At 39.4% G+C, this 15,056-nt stretch carries 16 protein-coding genes; 6 read left to right on the top strand and 10 right to left on the bottom strand.

Translation table 11 applies throughout. From position 1 onward, the window contains the following. Positions 1-8 precede the first annotated feature (8 nt). Positions 9-1,589, top strand: coding sequence for a phosphoenolpyruvate carboxykinase (ATP) (pckA, locus tag ACE1TH_RS01520; RefSeq protein ID WP_375078265.1), 1,581 nt, complete (start codon positions 9-11; stop codon positions 1,587-1,589). A 29-nt stretch (positions 1,590-1,618) separates the two neighbouring features. On the opposite strand, the gene ACE1TH_RS01515 is transcribed toward pckA, so the two are convergent. Further along, positions 1,619-2,407, bottom strand: coding sequence for an alpha/beta hydrolase family protein (locus tag ACE1TH_RS01515; protein WP_099301572.1), 789 nt, complete (start codon positions 2,405-2,407; stop codon positions 1,619-1,621). Positions 2,408-2,515: 108 nt separating this feature from the next. On the opposite strand from ACE1TH_RS01515, the gene ACE1TH_RS01510 reads away from it, so the two are divergent. The 3 genes from ACE1TH_RS01510 to ACE1TH_RS01500 are packed head-to-tail and all read left to right on the top strand — an operon-like array spanning position 2,516 to position 5,051. Then, a complete protein-coding gene (locus tag ACE1TH_RS01510; protein ID WP_375078264.1) occupies positions 2,516-3,502 on the top strand; it encodes an ABC transporter substrate-binding protein in 987 nt (328 codons plus the stop codon). A gap of 12 nt (positions 3,503-3,514) precedes the next feature. Next, positions 3,515-4,264: an ABC transporter ATP-binding protein gene (locus ACE1TH_RS01505; protein WP_375078263.1), complete on the top strand. Its 750-nt coding sequence runs from the start codon at positions 3,515-3,517 to the stop codon at positions 4,262-4,264. Beyond that, positions 4,254-5,051 carry an ABC transporter permease gene (locus ACE1TH_RS01500; RefSeq protein WP_099301575.1) on the top strand — a complete coding sequence of 266 codons (798 nt, stop codon included), beginning with the start codon at positions 4,254-4,256 and terminating at the stop codon, positions 5,049-5,051. The genes ACE1TH_RS01505 and ACE1TH_RS01500 overlap by 11 nt, the downstream gene beginning before the upstream one ends. Before the next feature lie 27 nt (positions 5,052-5,078). Here the strand turns inward: ACE1TH_RS01500 and ytkD are convergent, their stop codons facing one another. The 4 genes from ytkD to ACE1TH_RS01480 all read right to left on the bottom strand — a co-directional run bounded on the left by ytkD (position 5,079) and on the right by ACE1TH_RS01480 (position 8,867). Continuing rightward, complete coding sequence (ytkD, locus tag ACE1TH_RS01495; protein WP_099301576.1) at positions 5,079-5,564, bottom strand: RNA deprotection pyrophosphohydrolase; 486 nt, start codon at positions 5,562-5,564, stop codon at positions 5,079-5,081. Positions 5,565-5,629: 65 nt separating this feature from the next. Beyond that, positions 5,630-6,841, bottom strand: a complete 1,212-nt coding sequence (locus ACE1TH_RS01490) for an MFS transporter (protein ID WP_303708741.1) — start codon at positions 6,839-6,841, stop codon at positions 5,630-5,632. 111 nt (positions 6,842-6,952) lie between these two features. Beyond that, positions 6,953-7,444 (bottom strand): YwpF family protein, encoded by a 492-nt coding sequence (locus ACE1TH_RS01485; RefSeq protein WP_375078262.1) that lies wholly within the window; start codon positions 7,442-7,444, stop codon positions 6,953-6,955. A gap of 247 nt (positions 7,445-7,691) precedes the next feature. After that, positions 7,692-8,867: a MalY/PatB family protein gene (locus ACE1TH_RS01480; protein ID WP_375078261.1), complete on the bottom strand. Its 1,176-nt coding sequence runs from the start codon at positions 8,865-8,867 to the stop codon at positions 7,692-7,694. Between the two features lie 144 nt (positions 8,868-9,011). On the opposite strand from ACE1TH_RS01480, the gene ACE1TH_RS01475 reads away from it, so the two are divergent. Beyond that, positions 9,012-9,644, top strand: a complete 633-nt coding sequence (locus ACE1TH_RS01475) for a deoxynucleoside kinase (protein ID WP_375078260.1) — start codon at positions 9,012-9,014, stop codon at positions 9,642-9,644. Further along, complete coding sequence (locus ACE1TH_RS01470) at positions 9,631-10,266, top strand: deoxynucleoside kinase (protein WP_099301580.1); 636 nt, start codon at positions 9,631-9,633, stop codon at positions 10,264-10,266. The genes ACE1TH_RS01475 and ACE1TH_RS01470 overlap by 14 nt, the downstream gene beginning before the upstream one ends. 83 nt (positions 10,267-10,349) lie before the next feature. Here the strand turns inward: ACE1TH_RS01470 and ACE1TH_RS01465 are convergent, their stop codons facing one another. The 5 genes from ACE1TH_RS01465 to ACE1TH_RS01445 form a co-directional block, all read right to left on the bottom strand. Next, complete coding sequence (locus ACE1TH_RS01465; RefSeq protein ID WP_099301581.1) at positions 10,350-10,955, bottom strand: restriction endonuclease; 606 nt, start codon at positions 10,953-10,955, stop codon at positions 10,350-10,352. A 130-nt stretch (positions 10,956-11,085) separates the two neighbouring features. Then, positions 11,086-12,063, bottom strand: a complete 978-nt coding sequence (locus tag ACE1TH_RS01460) for a siderophore ABC transporter substrate-binding protein (RefSeq protein WP_099301582.1) — start codon at positions 12,061-12,063, stop codon at positions 11,086-11,088. Between the two features lie 98 nt (positions 12,064-12,161). Continuing rightward, a complete protein-coding gene (locus tag ACE1TH_RS01455) occupies positions 12,162-12,977 on the bottom strand; it encodes an iron ABC transporter ATP-binding protein (protein WP_099301583.1) in 816 nt (271 codons plus the stop codon). Then, entirely contained in the window at positions 12,974-13,927 is a 954-nt protein-coding gene (locus tag ACE1TH_RS01450; protein WP_099301584.1) for an iron chelate uptake ABC transporter family permease subunit, read from the bottom strand. The genes ACE1TH_RS01455 and ACE1TH_RS01450 overlap by 4 nt, the downstream gene beginning before the upstream one ends. Then, the gene (locus ACE1TH_RS01445; RefSeq protein ID WP_099301585.1) at positions 13,917-14,870 is read right to left on the bottom strand and encodes an ABC transporter permease; all 954 of its coding nucleotides are present in this window, start codon (positions 14,868-14,870) and stop codon (positions 13,917-13,919) included. Before ACE1TH_RS01445 ends, ACE1TH_RS01450 begins: the two co-directional genes overlap by 11 nt. Positions 14,871-15,056: the final 186 nt, after the last annotated feature.

The following is a 15,056-nucleotide window of genomic DNA, read 5'->3' as shown; positions in this document are numbered from 1 at the left end:
AGCCGATTATGAAAATATTAAATGGATCAACACAATTAGAGCAGCTACTTTCAAGTCCTAAGACGGTTCACCAACTTTCTGTTCCCTCTTTAGTTGAGCGAGCGTTAATGAATCAAGAAGGTGAATTAACAGACACTGGCGCGCTTTCTGTACAAACAGGGAAGTATACTGGTCGCTCACCCAAAGATAAATTTATTGTAGATGAGCCAAGTGTTCGTAATACGATTGATTGGGGACCAGTCAATCAACCAATTTCACAAAACACATTTAAAGCGCTTTATGAAAAAGTGTTATACTATTTGCAGCAGAAAGAAGTTCGCTATGCGTCGAATGGCTTTGTTGGCGCAGACCCAAATTATCAATTGCCGATCACATACATTAATGAATTTGCATGGCACCACCTTTTTGCTCGTCAACTTTTTATTCGCGAAGGGCAATCAACAAAAACCAATCAAGAACCATTTACCATTGTCAGTGCGCCAACATTTAAAGCAGACCCTGCTGTTGATGGCACCAATTCTGAAGCGTTTGTCATGATCTCATTTGAAGAACGCGTTGTGTTAATTGGTGGAACCGAATATGCAGGCGAAATGAAAAAATCAATGTTTTCGGTTATGAATTATTTAATGCCTGACGAAAATGTATTGCCGATGCACTGTTCAGCAAATACAAACGAAAATGGTGAAACCGCTCTATTTTTCGGCTTGTCTGGAACAGGAAAAACAACGCTATCTGCCTCTAACCACCGTTCGCTCATTGGAGATGACGAACATGGTTGGACCGAAACTGGAATCTTTAATATTGAAGGCGGTTGCTACGCGAAATGTATTAACCTTTCACAAGAGCAAGAGCCACAAATTTGGAATGCGATTTCATTTGGGTCAGTTCTTGAAAATGTTGCCGTTGAAGAAGGAAAAGCGAATTACGATGATTCTTCATTAACTGAAAATACAAGAGCGGCTTATCCGATTGAAGCCATTCCGAATGCACTAAAACCAAGCGTTGCAGGAAGCCCTACTGCAATCGTCTTTTTAACTGCTGATGCTTTTGGGGTTCTTCCACCAATTAGCAAATTGACAAAAGAACAGGCTATGTACCACTTTTTATCTGGCTATACGAGCAAGCTTGCTGGAACAGAAAGAGGCATTACGCAACCAGAAGCGACATTCTCAACATGTTTTGGAGCGCCTTTCCTTCCAAGAAAACCAGAAACCTATGCTGCAATGCTTGGAGAAAAAATCGAAGCCAACGATGTGGATGTGTTCTTAGTTAATACAGGTTGGACCGGCGGCAGCTACGGTACTGGAAGCAGAATGAAGCTCAGATATACGAGAGCAATGGTTGAAGCGGCTCTTCAAGGCGAGTTGAATCAAGCTGAGACAGAAACAGACCCTATTTTTGATCTTCATATGCCAACTCGTTGCCCTGGTGTTCCTGATGAATTAATGAACCCACGCAACGCTTGGGCAGATAAAGATGCCTATGATCAAACAGCAAAATCATTAGCGAATCAATTTGCAGACAACTTCTCTCGTTTTTCTTCTGCAAAAGAAAGCATCCAGCAAGCTGGCCCAACTCGTACAAACTAAACAGAAAAAAAGCGTACGTGATACCGTTATCACGTACGCTTTTTTTGTTGTTTCATCCAGCTAGCTGCTTTTTTTAAAATATCAGCCTGCTCCATTGGCGGAAAATGATGTCGGTAATCTGGAAAGATCCACGTTTCCACTCGATGTTGGTTTTTATCTGGAATATGATCCAGTAGCTGATACACGTGTTCAGCCGAGACATGTTCATCTTTTTCTCCGTGTATCACAAGAAGCTGCGGCTGAAATTCACTCATACTCTTAAGAGGCGTCCGCTCTTCATAACGCTCTGGATATTTCCAAGGTGTTCCGCCAATCACTCGTTTCATCATCTTTCGTAAGTCCACGCGTTCTTCATACGTAAGCACCATATCTGTTACGCCATTCCAACATGTAACGGAGCGAGATTGCGGACGATAAATCCCTGTCCATAATGCCATAATACCGCCTCGGGAAAAGCCGACAATATGAATGCCTTTCGCCTCATCAACTTGTTCATGCTGCTCCAATAGATCAAATCCGTTAATCGCATCAAAACGATCATTGCCACAAAAATCTTCTCGCCCCTCTCCACCGCGATTTCCGCGATAGTAAGGCGCAAACACAACAAATCCCTCACTTGCCCACTGGATAATTCGTTGTGGTCGAACCATACCAACGGTTTTAATACCACCACGTAAATAAAGTAAGCCAGGTAACGAATGGTGACCGATCGGTTCTGCCATCAAGCCGATCACCTTTAGTCCTTCGCTTATGTACGTCACTTCATACAAATGAATACGTATACTCGGTGAGGGCACTCTTACTTTTTCAATAATCATAAAACCCTCCTCTTAGGCATACACCCTTTTCTCTCGCTATGCATAGTGTAGCAATAAAGTCATTTTCCCATTCGGTCGTTAAAAAAAACATAGAAGGAGTGATAAAACATGAAACGCCTGCTAGCTTTATTCACCATTACCTCTTCTATTGCACTGATGGTTGGCTGTCAAACCAATGATCGTGCTGATAAATTAGAAGTTGCTGAAGTGACCCGTTCTGTTTTTTATGCACCATTATACATTGCCCTTTCAGAAGGCTACTTTGAAGAAGAAAATCTCGAAATTGATTTAACCACGACTTGGGGTGGCGATAAAACAATGACTGCTTTGCTTTCTGATGGAGCAGATATTGCTTTAGTAGGATCGGAAACATCGATTTATGTTGCTGGTCAAGAAGCGACAGATCCCGCAATTAATTTTGCAGCGTTAACCCAAACAGACGGCACATTTCTTGTTGCTCGTGAAGACATCTCATCTTTTGATTGGAGTGATTTAAACGGCACTACGTTTCTAGGGCAAAGAAAAGGTGGGATGCCGCAAATGGTAGGAGAATATGTATTAAAGCAACATGATATTGATCCACAAAATGATTTAACCCTACTTCAAAATGTTGATTTTGGAAATATACCGAGTGCATTTGCTTCAGGCACCGGCGATTATGTACAGTTATTTGAACCACAAGCATCTACATTCGAAAAAGAAGGACTCGGTCACGTTATTGCATCGTTTGGCGCAGAATCTGGAGAAGTCCCTTATACGTCATTTATGGCAAAACGAAGCATGATTGAAAAAGATGAGGATGCGCTCACTCGTTTTTCTAAAGCCATTTATAAAGGGCAGCAGTTTGTTGAAACCGAAGATTCAGCGTTAATTGCAGAATCCATTCATAGCTATTTTGAAGATACAGACGTGGATATTTTAGCAAATGCCATTGACCGCTATAAAGAACAAGGGTCATATGCAACAGATCCGCTTTTATCAGAAGATGCATGGAACACGCTACTTGAGATTATGGATGAAGCTGGTGAACTTCCAGATCACATTCCATTTGAAGAATTAGTCAATACAACCATTGCAGCGGAAGCGATGGAATGAAGGAGGCCAACGATGTCAAACGTATCGATTGATTCATTATCGTTAACATACGTCAATGAATCTGGGGCTTTTCCTGCTCTCCAAAATGTTTCACTTTCCATTGAAGAAGGCGAGTTTGTTTCATTTATTGGTCCAAGTGGATGTGGAAAAACAACGCTACTTTCGATCATTGCCGGACTACTTGAACAAACGAGCGGATCGATTTTTACAAAAAACAAAGAATCCATCGGCTATATGCTTCAGCACGATTACCTTTTTCCTTGGCTATCCATTGAAAAAAACATCACCCTAGGTCAACGAATTAAAGGGACTGATAATGAAATCGCGCATCGTAAAGCATTAAAGTGGCTTGAACGCTTTGGCTTAACAGATAAAAAAAACGACCTTCCTCAAGCATTATCTGGGGGAATGAGGCAGCGTGTGGCGCTAATTCGAACGCTCGCTACCGATCCGTCTCTTATGTTGCTTGATGAACCGTTTTCCGCCTTAGATCAACAAACAAAGTTAAAACTTGAAGATCTCGTTTCTGCTACGTTAAAAGCAGAACAAAAAACAGCGATTCTTGTCACCCATGATATTAGTGAAGCCATTGCCATGAGTGATCGAGTCATTCTTTTTTCGCCGCGTCCTGGAAAAGTCGCTCAAATCTTTACTATACCACAGTCTATTCGTGACTGTACGCCGTTTGAAAGTCGTCAGCACAAAGATTTCCAAGACCAGTTCCAATTAATATGGAAGGAGCTGGATCGATTTGAATCCTAATGAACTTCACAACCATTTCTTACTCGCAAAAAAGAAAGAAAAGCGTTTCGTTCGGTTCACGCAAGTAAGCATAATCGTGCTTATTATTGTGGCTTGGGAGCTTGCTTCACGCTTTGCGCTTATTGATCCGTTACTGTTCAGTATGCCTTCTCGAATCGTCACGTTGCTTTATGAGCACATTACCGCAGGAACACTATGGCTGCATGCTTCTGTGACCATGTTTGAAACAATTTTAGGTTTCTTACTTGGTACGGTTATTGGAACACTCTTGGCTGCATTACTATGGTGGTCGAAAATTCTTTCAAAAATTTTAGATCCTTTTTTAGTGATTATGAACTCAATGCCTAAAGTAGCGATTGGGCCCATTTTAATTGTAGGAATTGGCCCGAATATGGGTTCCATTATTGCAATGGGCATGCTTGTGTCTGTCATCATTACAACAATGGTTGTTCATACGGCATTTAAAGAAGTGGATCAAAATTATATAAAAGTCCTTCAAACATTTTCAGCTTCAAAGCGACAAATTTTCACGAATGTTATTTATCCTGCTTCCATCCCCGTTATTATCTCAACTCTTAAAATGAATGTGGGGCTAGCATGGGTTGGTGTAATCGTCGGAGAATTTCTCGTCTCCAAGCAAGGATTAGGTTATTTGATTATTTATGGTTTCCAAGTATTTAATTTCAATCTTGTGTTTATGAGTTTATTGGTCATTGCGATACTCGCGACACTCATGTATCTTTTTGTAGAATATATCGAAAAAAAACTTACGAAGTACAGCATATAGCGCCCGATTAGGGCGTTATTTGTCGTGCTAGTCGTTATCAAAGATCGCTTTTTCAATGGTATATTGAATCGCTTGAGGGACAACGTCATCTTTCATAATCGGGCTGAATCGATTGTCAGCTTTCATCCCAATTGGCAGCTCTTCCATCAATTTCGCCCCGTTTGTTTCAAACCCAGGTTCCAATTCTTCAAATGAAGCTACTTTTACAGCATAAATGGATTTTTGGATTGTTTCTTCAGGCATCTCAACTTCGTATTGACCAATATAGACAATTGAACTTGCATGTCCCCCGGTTTCTTCCCTTAATTCACGTTTGACAGTGTCTTCGGGCCCCTCACCTCGTTCTAGTTTCCCTCCTGGAAATTCATACCCTCTTTCTTTATGGTCGGTTAATACCCATGCCGTTTTATAGCGGGCTACAATCAATACATGCTTTGGTGAAGAGGTAAACGGCACTTCATCTCCCAGCACAAGGTTAACTAGATACCCTTTTTGATCTTTAAACGTTCTCATTTAATTCCCTCGCTTTTGTCACAATCTCCTTAAAGTATAGAGCAAAAACGATCGCAGTTCGACTCTTACCATGTACGAACCCCTTTTTTTTGTGGACGAATCCCCCATAATACAAGAATAATGGTTAACAAGACGAGAATCGCATTTCCTGTAAAGGTAAAAAAATGACTTCCTTTCATAAAAATCGCAAATAGCGGTGGACCTGCTGCTACACCAATAAAGCGCGTACTGTTATAAAAAGAAGAAATTGATCCTCGTTGCTCAGCAGGTATCCCTTCTGTTACGAACGCATCTAGGCTTGGAAGGGCCGCTCCTATGCCAATACCTGCCGCAAACAATGCGGTTAACATCATGTAAAGTTCTTTATTAAACGAGATTACAAACACAGCCAATGTTAATAAAGAAAGTCCTGCAACCGTTATCCATTTCATCTTTAGCTGATCTTGCCCAATCCCTTTTCCAGCTGCATATGACGTTAAACAAAGCGCCAACAGCGGAAATGCAAGAATGACCCCTTTTCTCACGCCGTGAATTTGGTGGCTATCTTCAAGAAACGTGGATAAATAAAACAAAATCCCAAATAAAATGTACATAAGTACTCCACCTGTAACAAAAACCGTATACAGCCAGCGACCTTCACGCTTAAAAATTTGTTTCACCTGTTTAATAAACTGCTTGAATTTTTTCGGCTTCTTTGTTTTCGGAGGCGTTTGAATAAAAAAACAAATCATGATAATGGAAATCGCACAAAAAATAGGAAACGCAAAAAATGGCATAAACCATACGATCGAAGCTAGCAGCGCGCCAAATATAGGACTTAGTACTTTTCCAAATGTATTAGATGTTTCAATTAACCCTAAGCCTTCACTGATTTCTTGTTTTTCTTTAAATAAGTCACCTACAAATGGCATGACAATTGGCGCTGCTCCGGCTGCACCAATCCCTTGTAATAGGCGACCAATAAAAATAACCCAATATGCTTGATCGATTTTCCAGGCAGCCAATCCTGCCACCAAACCACCAATACCTGCAAGAATTAAGCTTGGGATAATTACTTGTTTTCGTCCAATATGATCCGATAAATAGCCTGCAATTGGAATAAAAATAATTGCAACAACCGAATAAGCGGTAATTAATAAACTAACCATAAATGAACTTACTTGTAGCTCGCTACCTATTGTCGGTAAGACTGGGATTAACATTGAATTCCCTAATGTCATCACAAGAGGAACGGAGGACAGAGAGAGTAATCCCCACATTTTCTTTGAATTTTCCACGTTGTTGTTAAGCCCCTTTACTTACATCAGATACATGTAGTATGAGCAAACAAAAACAACGTATACACACGTAAAAAGGCAGATATCCCTCAAGATAACCTGCCTGCTTTTTTAATAAAGATGGTATTTTTCACTTTTCTTTAGTTGATCGTATACTTCTGCAATCGTCTTATCGGAGTACGCATCAAGCTTTTCCACTCTACTTTTGTATTCTAAAAGCAACGACTCACGCTGAATGCCTTCCTCAAGAAGATCTTCAAAAACATCTTCCAATACATCATCGCGACCTGAAACAATCTGGCCTTTTAAAATAATACTTTTGTTTTCTTTTAAGTCAGTGATTGATTCAATCGACGTAATCAAAACAGCTGGATGGTTGTCTTTACTTGTAATGACAACACTAACAAGAATGTGACGCTCGCCTTCTTGTTCACGTTCAAACAATCGTGCATCATCTTTTGAAATAACCGCATCGATAAACCACGTATGCTCTTCATTTTCCATGTTTATAATGAGACCTTCATGAAGCGGAATTGGTTCTTGCTTCACATTTCCCTGTTGCCCATCAATCACTTGCATCGCATATAGTTTGAATGTCTTCATGAGCGCCCCCTCTCTCCATTAAGAGCTTTTATTGTACACGTGTTGAAAATGGCTTGACACAACCCACTTTAAAAGCTCATGTTCTTTCGTTTCCAGCTCTCTTCCAAGCTTTTCTTTACATTCCTTTTCAAGATCGTCAAACAAACAATTAGAAGGGTTGCTCATTCCGTTTACCGACTCCTCTTCACTCATTCGTTCTATATTCTTGTCCAATCATGTAATTCGATAAAACTTAGCGCGTTCCTGCTTAAAAGTGCTTTTGTTTATAGGCTGCATGTAGTTGATCGAGAGCTTTCATCAACGTTTCTCTAGATGTAGCTAAATTCATTCGCTCAAAATGCTCCCCTTCATCACCAAAAATCGGACCGTGATTAAAAGCCAGTTTCGCATCTTCTAGGAGCCATTTTTTTCGTTCTTCTGCCGTTAAACCAATTCCCTCAAAATCAATCCATAGTAAGTACGTCCCTTGAGGTTTCATTGGTTTAATTTTTGGCATATGCGTACTTAAATAGTCTTCAACAAGTTTATAGTTGTCTTGAATGTAAGCCATTAATTCTTTCAACCATGGCAAACCGTGATCATATGCTGCTTTTGTCGCCACTTGTGAAAACATGTTAGCCCCGACAAATGTGCTTGCCAGCGTTTGTCGGTAACGAAGACGCAATGCCGCATCTTTGATCACAACATACGCTCCCTGAACACCAGCTAAATTAAACGTTTTCGTCGGTGCCAAAGCCGTGAAGACACGATTTTCAAACGATTCATTCACACGTGCGAACGGGATGTGGCGATAGCCATCAAACAACAAATCTGCATGAATTTCATCAGAAATCACATAAAGGTTATGTTTCTCGCAAATCTCCGCAAGCTTAGAAAGTTCTTCCTCAGACCATACACGTCCACCTGGATTGTGTGGATGGCATAGAATAAGCATTTTCGTCTTATCTGTAATGACCGATTCAAGCCCATCAAAATTCATTTTATAGTGCTCATTTTCAAGAAGCAGCGGATTTTTAACGACTTTGCGACGATTTTTTTCGATCACATCGTAAAAAGGATAATAAACAGGGGTTTGTATAATAATTTCGTCTTCTTCTTCAGTAAATGTACGAATGAGATTACTTATTGCCGGTACCACACCTGTGACATGAACAATATCGTCTTCACGAATCGCCCATTTATATTGTGTTGATAGCCAGTTGACAATGGATTGATTCACATCAGGAGAAGGTGCTGCGTATCCGTATATTCCGTGTTCAACTTTATCTTTTAATGCATCAATAACAGGTTGCGGCGCTTTGAAGTCCATATCTGCTACCCATAATGGTAGAAGACCTTCTTGTCCAAAGCGTTCTTTTGCACCGTCCCATTTCATTGAATCGGTACCAATTCGGTTCATTGCTTCATCAAAATAACTCATCATCTTGCTGCTAACGCAGACTCCCTCCCACTCACTCTTTTTATACCTATAGTGTAACATAAACTCCAAAAAGGTTTGTTGTCCAGGCTTCAGAAAAAATGATACACTATCAAAGTCGTTTAGAAAAATAGAAAGGAGTGATGATGCATGCGCGGCTCATTCCTATGCGTTGAAGGTGTCATTGGCGTCGGAAAAACTACTCTTATGAAAAAACTAGCAGCTCATTTTAAGACAGAGCGATTATTTGAAATCATTACTGAAAATCCTTATTTAGAAAAATTTTATGATGACATGGACGCTTGGAGCTTCCAAACGGAAATGTTTTTTCTCTGTAACCGGGTTAAACAATTAGAAGATACGAGTACGCTTTTAGACCAAGGTCAAACGGTCATAGCTGACTATTATATAGGCAAGAATTTGATCTTTGCGCACCAAACGCTACACGAAGAAAAATACAATCAATACAAACGTATTTATGATATCTTAATCGAACCACTACCAAAGCCAGAAGCCATTATTTATCTTAAAGCGGATTTCAATACGATTATGGATCGCATCAAAGTAAGAGGTCGCTCTTTCGAACAAAATATGGATCACACGTATATAAAAAACTTAATGAACGATTATGAACAGGCGATGTCGGCCATAAAAGACTTCATTCCGGTTATTACAATTGATACATCCCATTTAGATTTTGTTACAGATCAAGACGATTTTGAAGCAATCGTTGAGCAGATTACAACGAACTTTGGTACACGAAAGGAAAATGACCATGCCTAATATTCCAAAAAACGCCATTATCACAGTAGCAGGTACCGTCGGCGTTGGCAAAACAACAATGACAAAAAAGCTGGCGGAAACCCTTCAATTCAAAACATCTTTTGAAAAAGTGGACAATAACCCGTATTTAGATAAATTTTACGCGGATTTTGAACGTTGGAGTTTTCATCTGCAAATTTATTTTCTCGCAGAACGATTTAAAGAACAAAAAGCAATGGTCGAGGCAGGCGGCGGCTATGTGCAAGATCGTTCCATTTATGAAGATACAGGCATTTTCGCAAAGATGCATGCAGATAAAGGAACGATGACTAAAGTTGATTATGAAACGTATACAAGCTTGTTTGATGCTATGGTGATGAACCCTTATTTCCCTACTCCAGATGTATTAATTTATTTAGATGGTGATCTAGATGCAATCATCAACCGCATTCATCATCGCGGACGAGAAATGGAAAAGCAGACATCTACTACCTATTGGGAAGAAATGCATGGACGATACCACGACTGGATTGAATCCTTTACGGCTTGCCCTGTATTAAAACTTAATATCCAAGACTACGATTTAGTCAATGATGACACATGTATGGACGAGATTATTAAAAAACTAGAACAGTATTTTTAATCCTTAAACAGGAACGAAAAAGCACCCTCCAAAGTAGACACGTAAAAAGTGAATACGATCGAGGGTGTTTTGTTTTCACCGAATTATTTTAAATAATAATCGCCTACTTGAATTTTTCGCTTCGTACTATCGACTTCATCTAAATGGATTGTTCCATTCTTTTTCTCAGGAATGTGTGGCGTCATTAACAACCAGTAGACATCGTCCCATTTCTCTCTTTTTATCAGCTTCGTCATTTCTTCTATATCAGCTCGAAGCAGAAAATAAACGTCCGTCGCGGCTGCTAATTTCCAACAAGAATCTGTCACCTGTTCCGCAGTGGTGACAACCACCGCTTTATCTGCGAGATAATACGCTTTTGACGCGTAGGTCTCTTGAACGCTACTGAGACCAAGAGTTGCACCATAACGCTTTAACTGGATTACTGATTTTTGACCATCTTCATCGGTTACAAGTAGATCCGCTCCATAGTCCCTACTTTTTTTCGTTTGATAAGTGGCACATCCACTTGCGGCATACACAACAGCCATATAATCTTCAAATGCATGACCATCCATTCGATCAATATGTCGAATAGTAATTTTGCTTACATCGGTTTGCGATCGAACTAGATATGTTCGCCATAACCAACCGATCACAACAACGAATAGGATAAAAATAATACTAATTAAAGCGATAGTTCCTTCCATTTTCTTCGATCCTTTACATTCATCTCTATCGAAGCATACACAATTCTATCGCTCACGTCCATGGCTGACGGTTCTGGAAGTTTTAAAAAAGAGGAATGACTGGAGTTGTCATTCCTCTAAATGCCTGAATTTACTGCTCGTAAGCTTCGTTAATCTCATCAACAATGATTTTGACAGATTCAAGTCCACTACCACTTAAGTACCAAACTTCACTATTAAGTTGATAAATATTGTCATTTTCATAAGCTGGTGTACGTTGTACTTCTTCATTTGCTAATACATCGTCAGCTGTTGCTGAGTTTCCAATTGACGCACCACGATCGATCGCGAAGATATAGTCAGGATCCGTTACAGAGAAATACTCATTTGAAATATTTTGTCCGTGTCCTTCAGCAGGAATATCTTCATCTGCTGCCGGAATACCTAGTACATCGTGGACAATACCGAAACGAGAGCCGATTCCGTAAGCACTTGCTGAACCTTCATCAATGGAAACAATAAGCGCATTTGCTTCAGATTCATCCGCACGTGCTTGTACATCTTCAATCACGCTGTTAATATCGGCTAATTGACTATCGACTTCTTCAGAAGCATCAAAAATCTCGCCTAACACGTTCATATTACTTTCAAATGTCTCCATGAAGTTTTGATTATCAACTTGTAAAAAGACAGTAGGTGCAATTTCGCTTAACTCTTCATAGTTTTCAGATGCACGTCCAGAAATAAAGATTACGTCTGGTTCCATCTCATAAATTAACTCAAAGTCTGGTTCAAACAACGACCCTACGTTTTCAACGCTATCATCATTTTCTAATTCTTGCAAATATTCAGGAACATTACTACCCATTGGAATTCCAGAAATATCTCCACCAATCGCTCTGATTGAGTCTGTTACACCGTGGTCAAATGAAACCACTTTCTCTGGATTAACCGGTACTTCTACCATATCCCCGTTCATTGTCTCTACTTCAACTGTTTGTTGCTCTTCTGTATCGCTACCTTCACCTGAAGATGTATCATTAGAGTTCTCTTCGCTATCTCCATTTCCACATGCTGCTAAAAATAATGCTGCTCCTGCTGTCATGAACCACTTGCTAGATGTTTTCATTTATATAATCCTCCTAAAATGTTGGTTGACCCCGTTTTAAATGACGCCTTATGTATGAGTTGCTTCTCAGCTCACCTCCTTTCCATACAGTTATTAGGTTAATTAAAGTACACACAAATTTTGTTACAGTTCACTTCTTGAATGGCAATCTCCATATCATAAATATTTCGCAGTGTGTCTGGGTTAATAATATCGTGGCAATGTCCTTCTTCAATTATCTCACCATGTTTCATTGCGACAATATTATCTGAATAACACGACGCAAAATTAATATCGTGCACAACAATGAGAATCGTCTTGTTTCGTTCATCCACTAACCGGCGCAATGTTTTCATAATGGAAACAGAGTGCTTCATATCTAAGTTGTTCAACGGCTCATCGAGTATAATATAGTCCGTATCTTGAGCGAGAACCATCGCGATATAAGCGCGTTGACGCTGTCCACCACTTAATTGATCCAAATATTTGTCTTGGATCTCTCTCAGTGACATAAAATCAATGGCATCTTCCACAAACGACCAGTCTTCTTTCGTAAGCCGATTTTGTGAGTAAGGAAAACGTCCAAAGCTGACGAGTTCACGAATCGTTAGTCGGATATTAATATTGTTTGCCTGTTTCAAAATGGATATTTTTTTCGCTAAATCTTTACTCTTATAGGAATCAATTTCCTTCCCATCAATCAATACTTCTCCGCCATCTTTTTTGGCAATTCGGCTCATTAATGAAATGAGTGTACTTTTTCCGGCCCCGTTCGGCCCAATGAATGACGTAATTGTTCCTTTTTTCACATCAACACTTACATCATTCAATACTTGTTTTCCGTCGAAAAATTTATTTACCCCTTTTACTTGTATCGCTACCGGTAACGTTTTCCGATCAATCCGTATCTCTCGATCAACTAATGCTGTTGTCATGTCGTTTTCGTCCCCCTTAATAATAAGTAAATGAAGTAAATACCACCGACAAAATTAATAAATACGCTAAGTGGTGCAGAGTAAGAAAAGACTCTTTCTACTAACAAGGTTCCACCTATAAGGGCAATAATGCTTACAAGTGCACTTACGGCCGCCATGTGCGTATGTCGATAAGTCGGCAACATCTCTCTGGCAACGTTTACAACGAGTAGTCCAAGAAATAAGATTGGACCTACAAGCGCCGTCGAGATTGAAACAAAAATCGCAATCATAATTAAAAACTTTCGAATCGCTTTATCATACGGGACACCTAAATTAATGGCTTGATCTCTACCGAGTGAAATCGCATCTAAATACTTTAAGTAAGGCCATATGTATAAAATGGTTAGCACAATTAAAAGCATTGAGATCCATAATAGATCCACATGGATATTGCTAAAACTTGCAAACATTCGATTTTGAATGGTTAAGAAATCATTTGGATCAATAACGACCTGCATAAAGGTCGATAAACTCGAAAACAATGTTCCGAAAACAATTCCTACAAGGAGCAAAAAGTATAAATTTTGTTGCTCACGTCTAAACAACATGACGTAAAGTAAAAGCGCAAACAATACCATAAATACAATGGATAACCCATAATTGACATAGCGGCTAACTGCTACAATCCCTGCTGTTCCAAAAATAAAAACGAGCACAGTCTGGATTAACACGTAAAGTGAATCCAATCCAATAATACTTGGCGTTAAAATTCGGTTGTTCGTAATCGTTTGAAATACGAGCGTTGAAAACGCAATGACGGCACCGACAATGATAATGGCTAAGACGCTTCTCGCTCTTCTAGGTAATGCATAATCCCACACACCAGGTGAAATACCAGCGAATAAGAACGTTAAAATTAAGACAATTGCGCCTGTGCCGAAGCCAATGTAAATCCATTTAGCTTGCATGTTTTGGCCTCCTTAAGAGCAGATAAAGGAAAATTGCGCTCCCAATGACGCCAACCATTAAGCCAATTGGAATCTCGTAAGGATAGATAAGGATTCGACCTAAAATATCGCAGGCAAGTAAGAAAATGGCTCCAAATAATGCTGTGTGCGGTAAACTATTTTTCAAGTTATCTCCACGCATGATTGAAACAATATTTGGTATGATGAGTCCTAAAAATGGAACAGAACCAATTGTTACAACAACTGTTGCGGTTACCATCGCCACAATTAATAAACCGATGTTCATAATGCGATTGTAGTTCATCCCTAGATTTGTCGAGAAATCTTTTCCTAAGCCTGCAACCGTAAAGCGGTTTGCAAAAAGAAACGCGATGAATACTAAGGGTATACCTATGTAAAGAAGTTCATAATTTCCTCTTATGATTAAAGCAAAGTTTCCTTGCATCCAAGAGGAGAGGGATTGAATTAAATCATTTTGGTATGCAATAAACGTCGTAATAGAATTCACAACACTTCCAAGCATTAAACCAACTAGTGGGACAAAGATGACATTTTTAAAGCGAATACGCTCTAAAATTTTCATAAATAAAAGCGTTCCACCTAAAGCAAAAGCAAAGGCAACAAGCATACGCTCCATCGTGCTTGCTGATGAAAAAACGAGCATCGCAACTAAAATGCCTAAACGCGCCCAGTCCATCGTTCCTGCTGTCGTTGGCGAGACAAATTTATTTTGCGTTAGTTGCTGCATAATTAACCCGCACACACTTAAACTAACGCCTACAATGAGAATGCTCAAAAGTCTTGGCACTCGATTAATTAATATAGTCTGGACTTCTTCATCCGTTAAACGAAAAAGATCAAGTGGTGAAATTTCATGGGCACCAATAAAAAGTGAACTAATCGATAACACAATGAGAATCGGCAATAAAATCTTTATTTTCATTCTTTTTGTACATGATTAAACCATGTATTTGCCTCCTTCTCTTCCAATAATGATACTCATTATCAATTACAATTCTCATTCTACCACTTACTGAGAAAGAGTCAAGAGTAAATGAGAAAGAATATCACTATCAGTTAAAATAAATTGAATTCATCAATCGCTCCATATTAAAAAAACAAATTCGTG

It is taken from the genome of Shouchella sp. JSM 1781072 (assembly GCF_041949915.1).
Lineage (GTDB): Bacteria > Bacillota > Bacilli > Bacillales > Bacillaceae_D > Shouchella.
This window is presented reverse-complemented; position numbering and strand designations above follow the sequence as displayed.